Consider the following 18,054-nt stretch of genomic DNA (forward strand, 5'->3'; position numbering starts at 1 on the left):
GCCGGCACATATCGCGGCCCGTTAGCACTCACGAAAGATGAGTGCTAATCATGCTTCGCCGATGGCGGGCGAGAGAGGATTTGGGGCTTTTCAGAGCACGTCGTCGATCGTCCGGCCATCAACTTTGAGGGAGACGTACATGAATTTCCGTCCGCTGCACGATCGCGTGCTCGTCCGCCGCGTGGAGGCCGAGCAAAAGACGGCTGGTGGGATCATCATCCCCGACACCGCCAAGGAAAAGCCGCAGGAAGGCGAAGTCGTCGCCGCCGGTTCGGGCGCGAAGGCCGAAGACGGCAAGGTGACCCCGCTGGACGTCAAGGCCGGCGACCGCATCCTGTTCGGCAAGTGGTCGGGCACCGAGGTCAAGGTCAACGGCGAAGAGCTGCTGATCATGAAGGAATCGGACATCCTCGGCATCATCGGCTGAGCGATACGACCGGTTCTCCTCCCGAATTTTTGAACCCAACAACGGAAAGGTAGCCACATGGCAGCCAAGGACGTGAAATTTTCGCGCGACGCTCGTGAGCGCATCCTGCGCGGCGTCGACATCCTCGCCGACGCGGTGAAGGTGACGCTCGGCCCCAAGGGCCGCAACGTCGTGATCGACAAGAGCTTCGGCGCGCCGCGCATCACCAAGGACGGCGTCACCGTCGCCAAGGAGATCGAGCTCAAGGACAAGTTCGAGAACATGGGCGCCCAGATGGTGCGCGAAGTGGCCTCGAAGACCAACGACATCGCCGGTGACGGCACCACCACCGCGACCGTTCTCGCCCAGGCGATCGTTCGCGAGGGCATGAAGTCGGTGGCCGCCGGCATGAACCCGATGGACCTGAAGCGCGGCATCGACCTCGCCGTCACCAGGGTCGTCGAGGATCTCAAGGCCCGTTCGAAGCCGGTCGCCGGCACCTCCGAGATCGCCCAGGTCGGCATCATCTCGGCCAATGGCGACACCGTGGTCGGCGAGAAGATCGCCGAAGCCATGGAGAAGGTTGGCAAGGAAGGCGTGATCACCGTCGAGGAAGCGAAGGGTCTCGATTTCGAGCTCGACGTCGTCGAGGGCATGCAGTTCGACCGTGGCTATCTCTCGCCCTACTTCATCACCAACCCGGAAAAGATGCAGGTCGAGCTCAACGACCCGTACATCCTGATCCACGAGAAGAAGCTCTCGAACCTGCAGGCGATGCTCCCGATCCTGGAAGCCGTCGTCCAGTCGGGCCGTCCGCTCCTGATCATCGCGGAAGACATCGAGGGTGAGGCTCTCGCCACGCTCGTGGTGAACAAGCTGCGCGGTGGCCTGAAGGTCGCGGCCGTCAAGGCGCCGGGCTTCGGCGATCGCCGCAAGGCGATGCTGGAAGACATCGCCATCCTCACCAAGGGCGAACTGATCAGCGAAGACCTCGGCATCAAGCTCGAGACCGTTTCGCTCGCCATGCTCGGCCAGGCCAAGCGCGTCACCATCGACAAGGACAACACCACCATCGTCGATGGCGCCGGTGACAGCGAGTCGATCAAGGGCCGCACGGAAGCGATCCGTCAGCAGATCGAGAACACCACCAGCGACTATGACCGCGAGAAGCTCCAGGAGCGTCTGGCGAAGCTGGCCGGTGGCGTCGCCGTGATCAAGGTCGGCGGTGCGACCGAGGTCGAGGTGAAGGAGCGCAAGGATCGCGTCGATGACGCGCTGCACGCGACCCGCGCGGCCGTCGAAGAGGGCATCGTCCCCGGCGGCGGTACCGCGCTGCTCTATGCCACGAAGTCGCTCGAAGGCCTCAAGGGCGCCAACGACGACCAGACCCGCGGCATCGACATCATCCGCAAGGCGATCGTCGCCCCGATCCGTCAGATCGCGCAGAACGCTGGCCATGACGGCGCCGTCGTCTCGGGCAACCTGCTCCGCGAGAATGACGAGACCAAGGGCTTCAACGCCTCGACCGACGTCTACGAGAACCTCGTCGCCGCCGGCGTGATCGACCCGACCAAGGTCGTTCGCACCGCGCTGCAGGACGCGGCCTCGGTCGCCGGCCTGCTGATCACCACCGAAGCCTCGATCGCGGAACTGCCGGACGACAAGCCGGCGGCCCCGATGGGCGGCGGCGGCATGGGCGGCATGGGCGGCATGGACTTCTAATCGAAGTCGCATCCGCCTGGCTGTCTCGCCGGGCAAAAGGAAGGGCCGGGGGAGCAATCCTCCGGCCCTTTTCTTTTGTGTGCGTGCCGGAGTATGGACTGAAGTCCAACTTTCGTGACGATCGGGGATGGAGCGTGGCCACGCGGCGCAACGATGTCGATGATGCCGCGCCGGGCTCGCGGCGCGCGCAGAACCGGGCGCGGACGCGCGCTACGATCCTGTCGGCAAGCCTGGCCTGCTTCATCGAGGCGGGCGTGCAGGCGACGACGATGGATCAGATCGCCGCCGCCGCCGCGGTCGCGCGCGCGACGTTGTTCAACTATTTCCCGGCCAAGGCCGACATCGTCGTTGCGCTGGTCGCCGCGCATGACGAGAATTTCTTCCTCGCGCTCGATGGCTGGCGGCGGGCGCCGGGGCTGACAACGGGTGAACGTCTGCTGGGTCTGTTCGTCGCCACCGCGCATTATCTGCGTCGCGCGCCGGCGCGCAAACGCGTGATCCTGCGCCTTTCGTGGACGAACTGGGCCGAGCCCGCGAGCGCCGAGCGCATCCGCCGGGTCGGTGCCGGTTTCGCGGGGCTGTTGGTGGACGGGCGGGCGACGGGCGACATTCCCGCCCATGTCGATCCGATGCTGGCGGGCGAGATGATCGGCGATGTCTATATGGGGCTGGTGCACCGCTGGTGGATGGACGAGCCGTCGCCCGACCCCGAACATTTCGACCGCACCGCGCGACTGCTCGTGCAAATGGTCGGTCCCGGCATGCCATTGCCGGAAAATGCGCCGGTGTTGCCGGTTCTTGCTACGCATTTTGTCGAATAAGTCTGGACCCTAGTCCAAATTTCAACTAGTCCGAGTCCATAGACCCTGCGGGAGAGGGGCATGGACGGTTCGGACGAACAGGTGATGGCGTTGCTCACCGGCGCGGGGGCGCCGTTCGAGTTGATCGACATCAGCGTCGCGGGCGCGGCGATGCGTGGCTTCCGCCGTGCGGAGGCGTCGCTGGACAGCCTGTTCGCCGGTTTCGAACTGCATGGGGAAAAATCCTTCATCGTCGAGGATGGGCGGCGGCTGACCTATGCCGAGACCGCGGCGGCCGCGGCGCGGCTGGCGGCGGACCTCGATCGGCGCGGGGTTCGCGCGGGGGATCGCGTCGCCATCGCGATGCGCAACGGCGCGGAATGGATGGCCGGCTTCATCGCCATCGTCGCGATCGGCGCGGTGCCGGCACTGGTCAACAGCCGCGGTGCGCCCGGCGAGATGGCGGCGGCGATAGATCTGGTCGGCGCGTGCCTTGCGCTGGCCGATTCATCGCGGGCGGACATGCTGGCGGATGCAGTCGATTGCCTCGTGCCGGTGCTCGATCCGTCACCGGGCGCGCCGCCGCTGCCGCGCGGCGGCGCCGCGCCCGGCGATGCGGCGATGATCCTGTTCACCTCCGGCACCACCGGCCGCGCCAAGGGCGCGACGCTGAGCCATCGCGCGGCGCTGACCGGGCTGCTGCTGTCGCAGATGGCGGGCGCGATGATCGCGATCCGCATGGCCGGGCCCGCGGCGCTCACGATGCCGCGACCGCAACAGGCGCCGTTGCTGGCTTTTCCCCTGTTCCATGTCAGCGGCTGCCACGCCACCTTCCTCGCAGCGCTCGCCTCGGGCAGTCGGCTGGTCTCGGCGCCGCGCTGGGATCCCGACCGGGTCGTTGAGCTGATCCGCGACGAGGGGGTGACCAGCGTGTCGGGATCGCCTGCGATGATCTGGGATCTGATCCAGGCGAAGGATCGCGCCGGGGTGGATCTGCCCACCTTGTCCTCGGTGTCGACCGGCGGACAGGCGCAGCCGATCAACCTGCTCGAAGCGATCGTCGCTGCCTTCCCCCACGCGGTGGTCGGCACCGGTTTCGGTTCGACCGAAACGGCAGGGGCGATCGCGATGCACACCGGTGCCGACTATCTGGCCCATCCGCGCGCGGCGGGGCGGGTGCTTTCGCTGGCCGACGTGCGCATCCGCGACGGTGACGGTGCCGACCTGCCGCCGGGGATGGCGGGCGAGATCGTCGTGCGCGGGCCGATGGTGATGAGCGGCTATTGGAATGACGCCTCGGCCAGCGCGCGCGCGCTGGCGGGCGGCTGGTTCCGCACCGGCGACGTCGGCTTGCTCGACGCGGCGGGCAATCTCACGATCCTCGACCGGCTGACCGACATGGTGATCTCGGGCGGCGAGAATATCTACTGCGCCGAGGTCGAAGCCGCGCTGCAGCAGCATGGCGATGTCGTGGAGGCCGCTGCTTTCGGCTTGCCCGACGATCGGCTTGGCGAGCGACTCGTCGCGGTGGTGCGGCCATGCCCCGGCGGCACGATCGCTGCCGATGCGGTGCGCGCGGGGCTCGCCGGGCAGCTTGCCGACTACAAGATCCCGACCGCGATCTTCGTCATCGACCGGGGCCTGCCGCGCAACGCGCTGGGCAAGGTCGACAAGCGCGCGCTGCGCGCCACCTTTGCCGGAAAGGATATGCCTGCCGATGCGACCGCGTGACATCCGCGTCATCGATACGATGCTGGGCGTGCCGCTGAAGGAGGACCGCTCTGACTGGTTCGACTTCTTCCGGCCGCTGCTGCGCGACAAGCAGAGCCTCGAGCAGTTCGCGATGCCGGCGCAATACATGTTCCGCAACATCCCGGCGGCGGAAGGGGTGGATGACCTGCCGGGCTGGACGGTCGGCGAGATGGACCGCTTCGGGATCGACAAGGCGCTGATCGGCTATGTCGAGGGTTCGCCGCTCAACGATATCGTCCGCACCCGCTTCGCCGATCGCTTCGTGTTCGACATGCCGGTCGACCCCAATGGCGGCGTCGATACGGTGCGCGCGATCCGGCGCGCGCATGAGGCGGTGGGGCTGAAGGCGATCAGCGTGTTCCCGTGCGGCTGCGTGCCGCAGGTGCCGATCGACGACAAGCGGATGTGGCCGATCTACTCGCTGGCCTGCGAACTCGACATCGCGGTTGCGGTCAATGTCGGCGTGCCGGGGCCGCGTGTGCCGATGGCGCCGCAGCATGTCGAACTGATCGACGAGGTCTGCTGGTTCTTCCCCGAACTGCGCTTCGTGATGCGCCACGGCGCCGAGCCTTGGGAGGCATTGGCGGTCAAGCTGATGCTCAAATATCCCAACCTCTATTACTCGACGAGCGCCTTCGCGCCGAAACATTATCCCAAGGCGATCGTCGATTTCGCCAACACCCGCGGCGCCGACAAGATCATCTATGCCGGATATTTCCCGATGGGGCTGAGCCTGGAACGGATCTTCGCCGACCTCGATGCGGTGCCGTTCAAGGAAAATGTCTGGCCCAAATTCCTGCGCGACAATGCCCGCCGCGCCTTCAAGATCGATTGAGGAACCAGCCGATGAGCGAGATCGATCCCGCTGCCGATGCCCGCACCGCGCCGGTCGCGGTGTGGAAGATGCTGTCCGAACTGAAGGGAGATGCGCTCGCGGACTGGCGCGTCGCCGAGGTCGCCAACCGGCCGAGCCCCGAGGAGCGTGGCATCGACCTGCCATTCCCGCTCGGCTGGTTCGCGGTCGGCTATTCGGACGAACTGCCCAAGGGCGAGGCGCGGCCGATCCGCTATTTCGGGCGCGAACTGGTGATGTGGCGGGGCGAGGACGGGCAGGTGAGGGTGCTCGATGCCTATTGCCGGCACCTCGGCGCGCACATGGGCCATGGCGGCCGCGTCGTCGGCGATCTGCTCGAATGTCCGTTCCATGCGTGGCGCTATGATGGCAGCGGCGTCGTCCGCGAAATTCCCTATGCGCGCGCGATCCCGCCGCAGGTGAAGCGGCCTTGCCCGCAGCAATGGGCGGTGGAGGAGGCCAACGGCTTCATCTGGACCTGGTATCACCCGCATGGCGTCGCGCCGAAATGGGCGCTGGATCATTATCCCGAGGCGAGCGATCCCGCGTGGACGCCCTATCAGCGGCACGAATGGTTCGTCTATTCGCCGCTCCAGTCGATGGCCGAGAACGGCGTCGACAACGCCCATTTCCAGTTCGTGCATGGCACCGCCAGCTTCCCCGATGCCAAGATCGCGTGGGACGGGCATCGCCGCACCGGCGTCGTCGCCGCGCGGATGGGCACGCCGGCGGGCGAGGTCGATGGCCGCATCGTCAACGGCCAGAACGGGCCGGGGCAGGCCTATACCCGCTTCGAGGGCATTTCGGAGACGCTGCTCGTCGCCGCGATCACGCCGGTCGATCGCGACCGCGTCCATGCCCGGTTCGCCTTCACCCAGCCCCGTGCGCAGGCCGAGGGACCGGGCGCCGGCCTCGCCCGTGCGCTGATCCGCGACATCTGCAAGCAGTTCGATCAGGACAAGGTGATCTGGGACCGGCAGGCCTATCTGCCCAATGCGATCATCTGCGACGGCGACGGCCCGATCATCCGTTTCCGCCGCTATTACGATCAGTTCTACGCCGAACGCACCGACGAACCCACCGTCCGCAGCGCCTGATCCGCGATCGAGGAGGGAAAGTCGATGCCCGCGCGCCCAACGTCTGCAACTGCCGCGCCGGCATTCGCGAAACCCGCGCGTGCCGGGGCGGTGGCCTGGTACGCGCTGGTGCTGCTGACGGTGATGTACAGCCTCAGCTATGCCGACCGCTACCTCGTCGCGAGCCTGGGCGATCCGATCAAGGCGGAGTTCGGCCTGTCGGACAGTTTCCTTGGCCTGCTGATGGGGCCGGCCTTCGCGTTGCTGTTCGCCGTCTCCGCCATCCCGATCGCGCGGCTGGCGGACAGGATGAAGCGCGTGACGATCCTTGCGGCCGGCTGCTTCATCTGGTCGCTGTTCACATTGCTCTCGGGCGTTTCGACCAGTGGCTGGATGCTGGCGGTGATGCGGATCGGCGTCGGCATCGGCGAGGCGTCGTTCGTGGCACCGGCCTATTCGTTGCTCACCGATCGCTTCCCGGCAGCGCGGCGCGGGCTGGCCTTCGGTATCCTCGCGCTGGGCATCTATCTGGGGCAGGTCGGGGGCTATGCCGGGGGCCCGGCGGTGGCGCATCTGGCGGGTGACTGGCGTGGCGCCTTCATCGCGCTCGGCGCCGGCGGGGTCTTGCTTTCAGGGCTGGTGCTGGCGACGATCGCCGAGCCGCAGCGCACGCATGTGCCGCGGATGGGGCCGCAACTCCGGTTGATCGCGCGTGTGCTCTGGCGCGAGCCCGCCTATCGGCTGGCCAATCTCGGCATGGCCTTCGGCAGTTTCTCGGGGATGGCGTTCGGCATGTGGGGCGCAACCCTGTTCGCACGTGCCTTCGCGGTGCCCGTGGCGGAAGCCAGCGCGCGCTTCGGGCTGACCTTCGGCCCCGCTGGCTTCGCCGGCGCGCTGCTGTTCGGCGTGCTGTCCGACCGGCTGGTGCGGCGCGATCCGCGCTGGCCGCTGCGGCTCGCCGGCCTCTCGCTGACCGCCGCGACATTGGCGATCCTCGCGGTGAGCTGGGCGCCCGATATCGGCACCGCGACGGTGCTTGCCCTGTTCGCCGGGCTGCTGGGCGGCGGCTGGTCGGTCGGCGTGCTCACTGCGCTGCAGACGATGTTGCCGCAGACGGTGCGCGCAACCGCGACCGCGCTGTTCACCTTCGTCACCACGATCGTCGCGATGGTGTGCGGGCCGTTCGTCGTCGGGCTGCTGAGCGATCTGTTCGGCACCGGAGACGCGGCCAGCCTGCGTCCGGCATTGAGCCTGTGCATCATCGCCGGCTTCCCCGCCGCGGTTGCGCTGTGGCGGGCGAGTGCCAGCATCGAGGCGGCGCGCACCGGCCTTGCCGATCATTTCGATACGAGGCCCTGATGCAGTTCGCCCTGACGGCGGAACAGGAACTGATCGCCGACACCGCGCGCGGCCTGTTCGCCGAATTCGCGCCATCGCTGCGCGCAACCATCGCGAGCGAGGCCGGCTATGATCGGGAACACTGGCGCCGCGTGACCCGTGACATGGGGTTCGGCGCGATCATGCTGCCCGAAGTCGGGGGAGGGGCCGGTCTCGGCATCGTCGAACTGGCGCTCGTGATGATCGAGATGGGGCGGACGCTGTTTCCCTCGCCCTTCCTGCCCGGCATCGGCGCGGCGCTGCCGCTGATCGGGCTCTCCGGTTCGCCGGAGGCGCCCGGGATCGCATCCGGCGAAACGATAGCCGCGCCCGCGATCGGGTCGGCTCTGCAACTCGAAGGCGATCGGCTGTCGGGCGAGGCGCTGGTTCCGTTCGGGCATGTCGCGGACCTGTTCGTCGCGGTGGTCGGTGATCGGGCGATGGTGGTGCCGGCGGGCATGGCGCAGGTCGAGCGACTGGCGACGATGGACGTCACCCGGCCGCTCGCGCGCGTCCGTTTCGATCGGGTGGCGGTGGCCGCCGCCTGCGGCGCCGGGCGCGCGCTGGATCAGGCACGGATCGCGCTCGCCGCCGAGTGTGTCGGTGGTGCCGATGCCGCGCTGGCGGCGACGGTCGATTATGCGAAACAGCGCATCCAGTTCGGGCGGCCGATCGGCAGCTTCCAGGCGCTCAAGCACCGCATGGCGGATATGATGATCGCGATCGAGGCGGCGCGCACCGCGGTCTATTATGCCGCGGCGGCGATGGACGAGGATGATCCCGCGGCACCGGAGGCGGCGGCCATTGCCCATTTCACCGCGATCGAGACCTACCAGATGGCGGCCGGCAACATGATCCAGCTTCATGGCGGCATCGGCTTCACCTGGGAACATGATGCGCATCTCCATTTCAAACGTGCGCGCAGCGCCGCGACGATGTTCGGCACGCCCGCCGAGAGCCGAAGCCGGCTCGCGACGCTGATCGGCCTCGACGCGCAGGCGGCCTGAGCGATGCGGCTTGGCTTCACCCCCGCGCAGGAGGCGTTTCGTCGCGAGGCCGCTCATTGGCTTGACGCGCAGATGACTGGCGATTTCGCGATGCTGAAGGGCCTTCGTAGCCAGAGCGCGTTCCCCGAGGAGCGCCGCGCCTGGGAAGGGCGCCTCGCGCGGGACGGCTGGAGCGTGATCGGCTGGCCGCGCGAGCATGGCGGGCGCGGCGCGACCCTTGCCGAGCAGGTGATCTTCGCGGAGGAATATGCCCGCGCGGGCCCGCCCGGGCGGATGAGCCATATCGGTATCGAACTTGCCGGGCCCACGCTGATCCATTTCGGCTCGGCGCAACAGAGGGCGCGCTTCCTCCCCCGCATTGCCGGCGGCGAGGAGTTCTGGGCGCAGGGCTATTCCGAACCCGGCGCCGGATCCGATCTCGGCAATGTCAGCACGCGCGCCCGGCTTGAAGGCGACGAATGGGTGATCGAGGGGCAGAAGATCTGGACGTCGCTCGCGCAATTCGCGGACTGGATCTTCGTGCTCGCGCGCACCGAGGAAGGGAGCCGCGGCCCCAGGGGCCTTTCCTTCCTGCTCGTGCCGATCCGCCAACCCGGCATCAGCCTGCGCCCGATCCGCCAGATGAACGGCGCCGCCGAGTTCAACGAGACTTTCTTCGATGGCGCACGGACGCACCGCGACAACGTCGTCGGCGGCGCCGGCAATGGCTGGCAGGTCGCGATGGGCCTGCTGGGCTTCGAGCGCGGCGTCGGCACGCTCGGCCAGCAGATGAGCTTCGTCGCCGAATATGAGGCGCTGGTCGCCGCGGCGAAGGCCAATGGCGCGATCGCCGACCCGTCGATCCGGGATCGGCTGGCGCGCGCCTATGCCGGGCTCAGGATCATGCGCCATGCCGCGCTGCGCAGCCTGTCCGCAAATGGCGGGCAGGGGCTGGCGGGTGACGCGCTGACCCACAAGATCTACTGGGCGACATGGCATCGCGCGCTCGGCGAACTGGCGATGGATGTGCTCGGACAGGCGGGGGAGGTCACCGACGCCGGTGCGGATGGCTTCCCGCTGCTTGCGGACCTGTTCCTCTCCAGCCGCGCCGACACCATCTATGGCGGCACCAGCCAGATCCAGCGCAACCTGATCGCCGAGCGGGGGCTGGGGCTGCCCCGCGAACCGCGCGGCGAGGCGCGCTAGTCTAGGGCGCCGCGTTCACCTCCGGCGCGGTGCCGTTCGCATCGTCATCGTCGGCGCGGTTCATTTCGGCGAGCATCGCCTCGGCCTCGTTGAGCATGCGCGCCTCGTCGGCGCTGACCGCGCCGGGGGGCGTCTCTTCGCTGCTGCCGCATCCACCCAGCAGCAGGATCGCCGCGATCGGCGCCGGCATCCATCGCTTCATCGTCTCATCCCGGATCATGGTCGTCGCTAAAAACAAGGGGCCGCGCTCCCTTGAGGGAGGCGGCCCCGAGCGGCATCAGCCCGAGCGAAACCTCAGTTGGTCTCGTCCTTGATGTCCTTGCCGGCCTCTTCGAGCGCATTGCCCGTCGCGGTCGCGGCATCGTCGGCGGCGTCGCCGATCGAATCCATGCTGTTCTCGGCGGTGCTCAGCGCGCTGTTGGTGGCGGCCTCGAGGTCGTCACCGGCCTCGTCGAGCGCGTTGGCGCCGTCCGCGACCGAGGCGTTCACCGCTTCGCTCGCCTCGTCGGCGGCCTTGTCGGTGCAGGCGGCGAGGCCCAGCGCGGCCGCTGCGACGATCGGGAGCGCGAAAAACGTCTTCATCGGGAAGTTCCCCTGTGGTTCAGCATACACGCGCGGCTGTTGAAAGCCGCGCTTGCGCTGGAATAAGGCCGGCGTCAGAGGCAGGCAAGCCCGCGCGCCGGAATCGCCTGCGCTGCCACCAACCTTGACATTGATATAAAGATATCCTTATGTCTTGAAATCATGTCGTCAACAGCCCTCGATATCTTCCGCGCAGCGGCGGATCCGACGCGTCTTCGGATCCTCGTGCTGTTGCGCGCGATGGAGCTGTCGGTGGGCGAACTGGCGCAGGTGCTGGGGCAAAGCCAGCCGCGCGTCTCGCGCCACGTGAAGATTCTCGCCGATGCCGGCCTTACCGTCCGGCGCAAGGAGGGGAGCTGGGTGTTCCTCGGGCTTGGGGAAACGGGTCGTGTCTCACCCCTGCTCGACGCGATCGATGCCTGGACGCGGATCGACGGGGGCGATCACTGGACGGTTGCCGATGCCGCGCGGCTCGCCGCGGTCCGTGCCGAACGCGCCGCGTCCGCCGAACGCTATTTCGCGCAGCATGCCGACCAATGGGATGCGATCCGCTCGCTCCACGTCGCCGAAAGCGATGTCGAGGCGGCGATGACCGCGCTGCTGGGCGCTGGGCCGCTGGGGCGGCTGGTCGATATCGGGACCGGCACCGGCCGGATGATCGAGCTGTTCGCCGATCGCGCCGCTTCCGCCTGCGGCGTCGACCGCAGCCCGGAAATGCTGCGCCTCGCGCGCGCCAAGCTTTCCGACCGCGGCTTTGCCAATGTCGAGCTGCGCCAGGGCGACATGTATGCGCTGCCGCTGGCCGGCGGCACCGCCGATCTCGTCATCCTCCATCAGGTGCTCCATTTCGCACAACAGCCGGGGGCGGCGATCGCCGAGGCGGCGCGGCTGCTGGATGGCGCCGGGCGCATCCTGATCGTCGATTTCGCACCGCATGAGCGCGAGGAACTGCGCACGCAGGATGCGCATGTTCGCCTCGGCTTCGGCGACGACCAGATCGCACGCTGGTTCGGGGAGGCCGGGCTGGCGATGGACCGCGTCGAACGGCTCGGCGGCGGCGAGCTTACCGTCAATCTCTGGCTCGGCAGCAAGGCCGGTGCCGCACGTCTCGAGGAAGCAGCATGACCTTATCGCTCGGACAGCTCGAAGAGGCGCGCCGCGCGCTTGACGCGCCGCTGTTCGCCGATCTCGCCGGCGACGCGCAGGTGTCGTTCGAATTCTTCCCACCCAAGTCGGAGAAGATGGAACAGACGCTGTGGGAAGCGGTGCAGACGCTGGCGCCTCTCGGCCCGCGCTTCGTCTCCGTCACCTATGGGGCCGGCGGTTCGACGCGCGAGCGCACCCATGCCACCGTCGCGCGCATCGCCAGCGAAACCGCGATCCCGGCGGCGGCGCATCTCACCTGCGTGGACGCCAGCAAGGCGGAGATCGCCGAGGTGGCCGAGGCCTATTGGCAGGCCGGCGTGCGCCACATCGTCGCGCTGCGCGGCGATCCGCCGCGCGCGGGCGAGCGCTTCGTGCCGCATCCCGACGGTTTCTCCGGCGCCTCCGCGCTGGTCGCGGGGCTGAAGGCGGTGCGGCCGTTCGAGATTTCGGTCGCCGCCTATCCCGAAACCCATCCCGAGGCGGTGTCGGCCGGGTCCGACCTCGACAATCTCAAGGCGAAGCTGGATGCGGGTGCCAACCGCGCGATCACGCAATTCTTCTTTTCGCCCGAGGCCTTCTTCCGCTTCCGCGACCGCGCGGCGGCTGCGGGCATCGATGCGGAGATCGTGCCGGGCATATTGCCGGTCTCCAACGTCGCGCAGACGCGCAAGTTCGCCGCGATGTGCGGCGCCGCCATCCCCGACTGGATGGACCGGCTGTTCGAGGGGCTGGACGATCACCCCGCAGCACGCCAGCTGGTCGCTGCGACCATCGCCAGCGAATTGTGCCGCAAACTCTATGCCGGCGGCGTCCGCCACTTCCATTTCTACACGCTCAACCGCGCCGAGCTGAGCTACGCAATCTGCCATCTGCTCGGCCTGCGTCCGGATGCGCCGGCGCTGACGGAGAAAGCCGCATGACCAAGCTCACCCCCTCCGCCGCCGCCCAGCGCCTGCGCGAACAGGCGGCGCAGCGCATCTTGCTGACCGACGGTGCATTCGGCACGATGATCCAGTCCTACCGGCTGACGGAGGAGGATTATCGCGGCGGGCTCCATCTCGAGATGGACCAGAAGGGCAACAACGACCTGCTGGCGATCAGCCGCCCGCACGTGATCGCCGAGATCACCGAGGCCTATCTGGAGGCGGGGTCGGACATCGTGTCGACCAACACCTTCAACGCCAACACGATCAGCCAGGCCGATTATGGCGCCGAGCATCTGGTGCGCGACATGAACCTCGCCGCCGCGCAGATCGCCCGCGATGCCGCGCGCGCTGCCGAAGCGCGCGATGGCCGTCCGCGTTTCGTGGCGGGCGCGATCGGGCCGACCAACAAGACGCTGTCGCTCTCGCCCGACGTCAACGACCCCGGCTATCGCGCGATCGGCTTCGACGAGCTGAAGGACGTCTATCGCGGCCAGGTCGACGCGTTGCTCGATGGCGGCGCGGACTTCATCCTGATCGAGACGGTGTTCGACACGCTCAACGCCAAGGCCGGCATCATGGCCGCGCTCGAGGCGGGCGAGGCGCGCGGGCAGGAGGTGCCGCTGATGCTCAGCTTCACCGTCACCGACATGTCCGGCCGCAACCTTTCGGGCCATTCGATCGAGGCGTTCTGGGCGAGCGTGCGCCATGCGCGGCCGCTGACGATCGGGCTCAACTGCTCGTTCGGCGCGCCGCAGCTTCGGCCGCACGTGGTGTCGATCGCCGGCATCGCCGACACGCTGGTGATGGTCTATCCCAATGCCGGCCTGCCCAACGATCTCGGCCAATATGACGAGCAGCCCGAGACCACTGGCGGCTTCATCCGCGAATGGGCCGATGCCGGGCTGATCAACATCGTCGGTGGCTGCTGCGGCACGACGCCCGGGCACATCGCGGCAATGCGCCACGCGATCACCGGCCAGGCGCCCCGCGCGCTCGCCAAACCCGCCCGGCACACCGTGCTCGCCGGCCTCGAACCGATGGTCCTCGCCTAAGCGTCTTTCTCCCCCCCCTCTCCCCCCGAGGGGGGAGGCCGGATCAGGACCTTCTTTCTTCTCTCTTTCCTTCAGTTCAGGAACACCGCCCGATGACTGCCGCCCCGCTGCGCTCCGAGCCAGACCCCGCGCAGCAGCGCGCGACCTTCGTCAACATCGGTGAGCGCACCAACGTCACCGGATCGGCGGCGTTCAAGAAGCTGATCATGGCGGGCGACTACACCAGGGCGGTCGAGGTCGCGCGCCAGCAGGTCGAGAACGGCGCGCAGATCGTCGACGTCAACATGGACGAGGGCCTGCTCGACGCCGAATATGCGATGGTCACCTTCCTCAAGCTGATCGCGGCCGAGCCGGACATCGCGCGCGTGCCGCTGATGATCGACAGCTCCAAATGGTCGGTGATCGAGGCGGGGCTGAAGTGCGTCTCGGGCAAGCCGATCGTCAATTCGATCAGCATGAAGGAAGGCATCGAGCCCTTCCTGGCGCACGCGCGCAAGGTTCGCGCCTATGGCGCCGCGGTGGTGGTGATGGCGTTCGACGAGGTCGGCCAGGCCGACACCAGGGACCGCAAGGTCGATATCTGCGAGCGCGCCTACAAGCTGCTGGTCGAGGACGGTTTCCCGCCCGAGGACATCATCTTCGATCCCAACATCTTCGCGGTGGCAACCGGCATCGACGAGCATCGCCGCTACGCGATCGACTTCATCGAGGCGACGGCGGAGATCCGCAAGCGCTGCCCCGGCTGCCACATCTCCGGCGGCGTCTCCAACCTCAGCTTCTCGTTCCGCGGCAACGAGCCCGTGCGTCGCGCGATGCACAGCGTGTTCCTCTACCACGCCATCCAGGCGGGGATGGACATGGGGATCGTCAACGCCGGCCAGCTCGACGTCTACGACCAGATCGATCCCGAGCTACGCGAGGCGTGCGAGGATGTGATCTGGGACCGCCGCGAGGACGCCACCGAGCGGCTGATCGCGATCGCCGAGCGCTTTCGCGGCACCGATGCCGCTGCCGAGAAGGCGGCCGAGGAATGGCGCGGCTGGCCGGTCGCCAAGCGGCTCGAGCATGCGCTGGTCAAGGGGCTGGACGCGTATGTCGTCGACGATACCGAGGAGGCGCGCCAGCAGTTCGCGCGGCCGATCGAGGTTATCGAAGGCCCGCTGATGGACGGCATGAACGTGGTCGGCGATCTGTTCGGATCGGGCAAGATGTTCCTGCCGCAGGTGGTGAAGTCGGCGCGCGTGATGAAGAAGGCGGTGGCGCACCTGCTGCCCTTCATCGAGGCGCAGAAGGAAGCGGGTGCGCGCGCCAAGGGCCGCATCGTGATGGCGACGGTGAAGGGCGACGTCCACGATATCGGCAAGAACATCGTCGGCGTCGTCCTCCAGTGCAACGGCTTCGAGGTGATCGACCTCGGCGTGATGGTGCCCTGGACGAAGATCCTCGAGACCGCGCAGGACAATGACGCCGACATGATCGGCCTCTCCGGCCTGATCACCCCCTCGCTCGACGAGATGGTGACGGTGGCGGAGGAGATGAAGCGTGCGAAGATGGCGATGCCGCTGCTGATCGGCGGCGCGACGACGTCCAAGGCGCACACCGCGCTGCGCATCGCCCCGGCCTATGACGGCCCGGTGGTCTATGTGCTCGATGCCAGCCGCGCGGTCGGTGTCGCCTCGACATTGGTCAGCGACACCCAGCGCGACGAGTTCGTCGAGAAGACCGCGGCGGACTATGCCGCCGTCCGCCGCGCGCGAGAGGGCAAGGGGCAGAACGAACTGCTTCCGCTCGAAAAGGCGCGCGCCAATGGCTTCGCCGTGGATTATGCCGCCAAGCCCGGTGCGCCGAAGCAGCCCGGGCTGCACGTCTATGCGGATTGGGATCTCGCCGATCTGCGCGCCTGTATCGACTGGACGCCCTTCTTCCGCGCGTGGGAACTGGCCGGCACCTATCCGGCGATCCTGAGCGACGAGGTGGTCGGCGAAAGCGCGACCAGCCTGTTCGCCGACGCGCAGAAGATGCTCGACCGGATCATCGAGGAGAAGTGGTTGACCGCCAAGGGCGTCGCCGCACTGTGGCCGTGCCACCGCGAGGGCGACGATGTGATCATCGATGCCGGCGAGGGGGCGGTCCGCATGCCCTTCCTCCGCCAGCAGATCGCCAAGCGCGAGGGCCGCGCCAATATGTGCCTCGCCGATTTCATCGATCCGGCGGGCGACTGGTTCGGCGGCTTCGCCGTCACGACGGGCCACGGCATCGATGCGCATCTCGCCCGCTTCAGGGCGGACAATGACGATTATTCGGACATCCTGCTGAAGGCGCTGGCGGACCGCCTCGCCGAAGCCTTTGCCGAGCGCATGCACCAGCACGTCCGCACCACCCTGTGGGGCTATGCCGAGGGCGAGCAGCTCACCAATGAGGCGCTGATCCGCGAGCAATATCGCGGCATCCGTCCGGCGCCGGGCTATCCCGCGTGCCCGGACCACAGCCTCAAGCCGATCCTGTTCGACCTGCTCGATGCCGAAGCGAATACCGGTATCAGCCTGACCGACAGCTTCGCGATGCTGCCGACCGCCGCGGTCTCCGGCTTCTATTTCGGCCACCCCGACAGCCAATATTTCGGCGTCGCGCGGATCGGTCCGGATCAGGTCGAGGATTATGCCGCCCGGCGCGGCATCGATCGCGCGACCGCGGAACGCTGGCTGCGGCCGAACCTGGACTGAGAAAAGCAATTCCCACTTCTCGCCGCGATGCTCTAAGGCGCTGCGCGGAGCCGAGTGGCAGGAAAGTGGAAATGGCAGACAGATTGCGTGTTGCGCTGGCGGGACTGGGGACGGTCGGCGGCGGTGTCGTCCGGTTGCTCGAGGCCAATGAAGGGCTGATTACCCGTCGGGCAGGCATGCCGATCGAGATCGTCGCGGTTTCCGCGCGTGACCGCAGCCGCGATCGCGGCATCGATCTGTCGCGTTTCGACTGGGTCGACGACACCGCCGGGCTGGCGTCGCGCGACGATGTCGACGTCGTCGTCGAACTGATCGGCGGGTCGGACGGCCCGGCGCTCACACTGGCGCGCAACACGCTCGCGGCGGGCAAGGCGTTCGTCACCGCCAACAAGGCGATGATCGCGCATCACGGGCTGGAACTTGCGCGGCAGGCCGAGGACAAGAGCGTCGCCTTGAAATATGAGGCGGCGGTCGCCGGCGGCATCCCGGTGATCAAGGGGTTGCGCGAAGGTGCGGCGGCCAATGAGATCGGGCAGGTCTATGGCATCCTCAACGGCACCTGCAACTATATCCTGACGACGATGGAAGAGCGCGGCAGCGACTTCGCCGACGTGCTCGCCGAGGCGCAGGCGCTGGGCTATGCCGAGGCCGATCCCAGCTTCGACATCGACGGCGTCGATGCCGCGCACAAGCTGGCGATCCTTTCCAGCCTGGCGTTCGGCACGCGGCTCGATTTCGACGGCATCGCGGTTTCGGGCATCCGTCACGTGATCGCAGCGGACATCGCCGAGGCGCAGGCGCTCGGCTTCCGCATCCGCCTCATCGGCCTTGCCGAATCGGATGCCGGCGGCCTGTTCCAGCGCGTCCATCCCTGTCTGGTGCCGACCAGCCATCCGCTGGCGCATGTCGCGGGCTCGCTCAACGCGGTCGTCGCCGAAGGCAATTTCGTGGGCCGGCTGTTCTTCCAGGGCCGTGGCGCGGGCGACGGTCCGACCGCCTCGGCGGTGGTCGCGGATCTCATCGACATCGCCCGCGGCGAATATGGCCCCGCCTTCGCGATGCCGGTCGATGCGCTCGCCGAACCGCCGGTCGCCTCCAGCGCCGTACGTCGCGGCCGCGCCTATCTGCGCTTCACCGTCGTCGACAAGCCGGGCGTGCTCGCCGAGATCGCCGCTGCGATGCGCGATTCGGGCGTGTCGATCGAAAGCCTCATCCAGCGCGGTACCGCGCCCGATGGCTCCGCGATCATCGCGATCGTCACCCATGCCGGCCCAGAGCGCGCGGTGACGGATGCGCTGGAACGGCTGCGGGGGTCGGCCAGCCTGACGGGTGAGCCGATGCTGATGCACATTCTCGATCTCTGAGGCACGTTTTAGCTGCATTGCAGCAAAGCCGTTCGCACCGTTCTCGACAACGCCATATCGGGCGCTTATCGCCGGATCATTCG

Annotated in this window: 16 protein-coding genes; 14 read left to right on the forward strand and 2 right to left on the reverse strand. The window is 67.7% G+C overall.

Features of this window, described 5'->3' with window-relative positions:
• The first annotated feature begins 139 nt into the window (after positions 1-139).
• From groES to NX02_RS27205, 9 genes are all read left to right on the forward strand, one after another.
• Entirely contained in the window at positions 140-427 is a 288-nt protein-coding gene (gene groES / locus NX02_RS27165; RefSeq protein ID WP_025295317.1) for a co-chaperone GroES, read from the forward strand.
• A 57-nt stretch (positions 428-484) separates the two neighbouring features.
• Entirely contained in the window at positions 485-2,128 is a 1,644-nt protein-coding gene (groL, locus tag NX02_RS27170) for a chaperonin GroEL (protein WP_025295318.1), read from the forward strand.
• 134 nt (positions 2,129-2,262) lie between these two features.
• Positions 2,263-2,949: a TetR/AcrR family transcriptional regulator gene (locus NX02_RS27175; protein WP_025295319.1), complete on the forward strand. Its 687-nt coding sequence runs from the start codon at positions 2,263-2,265 to the stop codon at positions 2,947-2,949.
• Positions 2,950-3,009: 60 nt separating this feature from the next.
• The gene (locus NX02_RS27180) at positions 3,010-4,659 is read left to right on the forward strand and encodes a class I adenylate-forming enzyme family protein (RefSeq protein ID WP_025295320.1); all 1,650 of its coding nucleotides are present in this window, start codon (positions 3,010-3,012) and stop codon (positions 4,657-4,659) included.
• Complete coding sequence (locus NX02_RS27185) at positions 4,646-5,515, forward strand: amidohydrolase family protein (protein ID WP_039996874.1); 870 nt, start codon at positions 4,646-4,648, stop codon at positions 5,513-5,515. Before NX02_RS27180 ends, NX02_RS27185 begins: the two co-directional genes overlap by 14 nt.
• Positions 5,516-5,526: 11 nt before the next feature.
• Complete coding sequence (locus tag NX02_RS27190) at positions 5,527-6,630, forward strand: Rieske 2Fe-2S domain-containing protein (RefSeq protein WP_025295322.1); 1,104 nt, start codon at positions 5,527-5,529, stop codon at positions 6,628-6,630.
• Positions 6,631-6,654: 24 nt separating this feature from the next.
• On the forward strand, positions 6,655-7,968 hold the full coding sequence (locus NX02_RS27195) for a spinster family MFS transporter (protein ID WP_084718132.1): 1,314 nt from the start codon (positions 6,655-6,657) through the stop codon (positions 7,966-7,968).
• The gene (locus tag NX02_RS27200; protein WP_025295324.1) at positions 7,968-8,993 is read left to right on the forward strand and encodes an acyl-CoA dehydrogenase family protein; all 1,026 of its coding nucleotides are present in this window, start codon (positions 7,968-7,970) and stop codon (positions 8,991-8,993) included. Before NX02_RS27195 ends, NX02_RS27200 begins: the two co-directional genes overlap by 1 nt.
• 3 nt (positions 8,994-8,996) lie before the next feature.
• A complete protein-coding gene (locus tag NX02_RS27205) occupies positions 8,997-10,178 on the forward strand; it encodes an acyl-CoA dehydrogenase family protein (RefSeq protein WP_025295325.1) in 1,182 nt (393 codons plus the stop codon).
• A 1-nt stretch (position 10,179) separates the two neighbouring features.
• Here NX02_RS27205 and NX02_RS27210 read toward each other — a convergent pair whose 3' ends face one another.
• Both NX02_RS27210 and NX02_RS27215 read right to left on the reverse strand, forming a co-directional pair.
• Entirely contained in the window at positions 10,180-10,380 is a 201-nt protein-coding gene (locus tag NX02_RS27210) for a hypothetical protein (protein ID WP_158014192.1), read from the reverse strand.
• 92 nt (positions 10,381-10,472) lie between these two features.
• A complete protein-coding gene (locus NX02_RS27215; protein WP_025295327.1) occupies positions 10,473-10,760 on the reverse strand; it encodes a hypothetical protein in 288 nt (95 codons plus the stop codon).
• 162 nt (positions 10,761-10,922) lie between these two features.
• Here NX02_RS27215 and NX02_RS27220 point away from each other — a divergent pair, with 162 nt between their 5' ends.
• The 5 genes from NX02_RS27220 to NX02_RS27240 all read left to right on the forward strand — a co-directional run bounded on the left by NX02_RS27220 (position 10,923) and on the right by NX02_RS27240 (position 17,971).
• Positions 10,923-11,885 carry an ArsR/SmtB family transcription factor gene (locus tag NX02_RS27220; protein WP_025295328.1) on the forward strand — a complete coding sequence of 321 codons (963 nt, stop codon included), beginning with the start codon at positions 10,923-10,925 and terminating at the stop codon, positions 11,883-11,885.
• Entirely contained in the window at positions 11,882-12,826 is a 945-nt protein-coding gene (gene metF / locus NX02_RS27225; RefSeq protein WP_025295329.1) for a methylenetetrahydrofolate reductase, read from the forward strand. The genes NX02_RS27220 and metF overlap by 4 nt, the downstream gene beginning before the upstream one ends.
• The gene (locus NX02_RS27230) at positions 12,823-13,884 is read left to right on the forward strand and encodes a homocysteine S-methyltransferase family protein (protein WP_025295330.1); all 1,062 of its coding nucleotides are present in this window, start codon (positions 12,823-12,825) and stop codon (positions 13,882-13,884) included. Before metF ends, NX02_RS27230 begins: the two co-directional genes overlap by 4 nt.
• A 92-nt stretch (positions 13,885-13,976) precedes the next feature.
• The gene (gene metH, locus NX02_RS27235; RefSeq protein ID WP_025295331.1) at positions 13,977-16,607 is read left to right on the forward strand and encodes a methionine synthase; all 2,631 of its coding nucleotides are present in this window, start codon (positions 13,977-13,979) and stop codon (positions 16,605-16,607) included.
• A 71-nt stretch (positions 16,608-16,678) separates the two neighbouring features.
• Complete coding sequence (locus NX02_RS27240) at positions 16,679-17,971, forward strand: homoserine dehydrogenase (RefSeq protein WP_025295332.1); 1,293 nt, start codon at positions 16,679-16,681, stop codon at positions 17,969-17,971.
• Positions 17,972-18,054 lie beyond the last annotated feature (83 nt).

The organism is Sphingomonas sanxanigenens DSM 19645 = NX02, assembly GCF_000512205.2.
GTDB lineage: Bacteria > Pseudomonadota > Alphaproteobacteria > Sphingomonadales > Sphingomonadaceae > Sphingomonas_D > Sphingomonas_D sanxanigenens.

Excerpts from the sequence above, each read along its gene's own strand:
- NX02_RS27195 (WP_084718132.1), top strand. The coding sequence starts at position 6,655 with ATGCCCGCGCGCCCAACGTCTGCAACTGCCGCGCCGGCATTCGCGAAA.
- NX02_RS27200 (WP_025295324.1), top strand. The coding sequence starts at position 7,968 with ATGCAGTTCGCCCTGACGGCGGAACAGGAACTGATCGCCGACACCGCG.
- NX02_RS27220 (WP_025295328.1), top strand. The coding sequence starts at position 10,923 with ATGTCGTCAACAGCCCTCGATATCTTCCGCGCAGCGGCGGATCCGACG.
- metH (WP_025295331.1), top strand. The coding sequence starts at position 13,977 with ATGACTGCCGCCCCGCTGCGCTCCGAGCCAGACCCCGCGCAGCAGCGC.
- NX02_RS27215 (WP_025295327.1), bottom strand. The coding sequence starts at position 10,760 with ATGAAGACGTTTTTCGCGCTCCCGATCGTCGCAGCGGCCGCGCTGGGC.
- NX02_RS27230 (WP_025295330.1), top strand. The coding sequence starts at position 12,823 with ATGACCAAGCTCACCCCCTCCGCCGCCGCCCAGCGCCTGCGCGAACAG.
- NX02_RS27180 (WP_025295320.1), top strand. The coding sequence starts at position 3,010 with ATGGACGGTTCGGACGAACAGGTGATGGCGTTGCTCACCGGCGCGGGG.
- NX02_RS27205 (WP_025295325.1), top strand. The coding sequence starts at position 8,997 with ATGCGGCTTGGCTTCACCCCCGCGCAGGAGGCGTTTCGTCGCGAGGCC.
- groL (WP_025295318.1), top strand. The coding sequence starts at position 485 with ATGGCAGCCAAGGACGTGAAATTTTCGCGCGACGCTCGTGAGCGCATC.
- metF (WP_025295329.1), top strand. The coding sequence starts at position 11,882 with ATGACCTTATCGCTCGGACAGCTCGAAGAGGCGCGCCGCGCGCTTGAC.
- NX02_RS27185 (WP_039996874.1), top strand. The coding sequence starts at position 4,646 with ATGCGACCGCGTGACATCCGCGTCATCGATACGATGCTGGGCGTGCCG.
- NX02_RS27190 (WP_025295322.1), top strand. The coding sequence starts at position 5,527 with ATGAGCGAGATCGATCCCGCTGCCGATGCCCGCACCGCGCCGGTCGCG.
- NX02_RS27240 (WP_025295332.1), top strand. The coding sequence starts at position 16,679 with ATGGCAGACAGATTGCGTGTTGCGCTGGCGGGACTGGGGACGGTCGGC.
- groES (WP_025295317.1), top strand. The coding sequence starts at position 140 with ATGAATTTCCGTCCGCTGCACGATCGCGTGCTCGTCCGCCGCGTGGAG.
- NX02_RS27210 (WP_158014192.1), bottom strand. The coding sequence starts at position 10,380 with ATGAAGCGATGGATGCCGGCGCCGATCGCGGCGATCCTGCTGCTGGGT.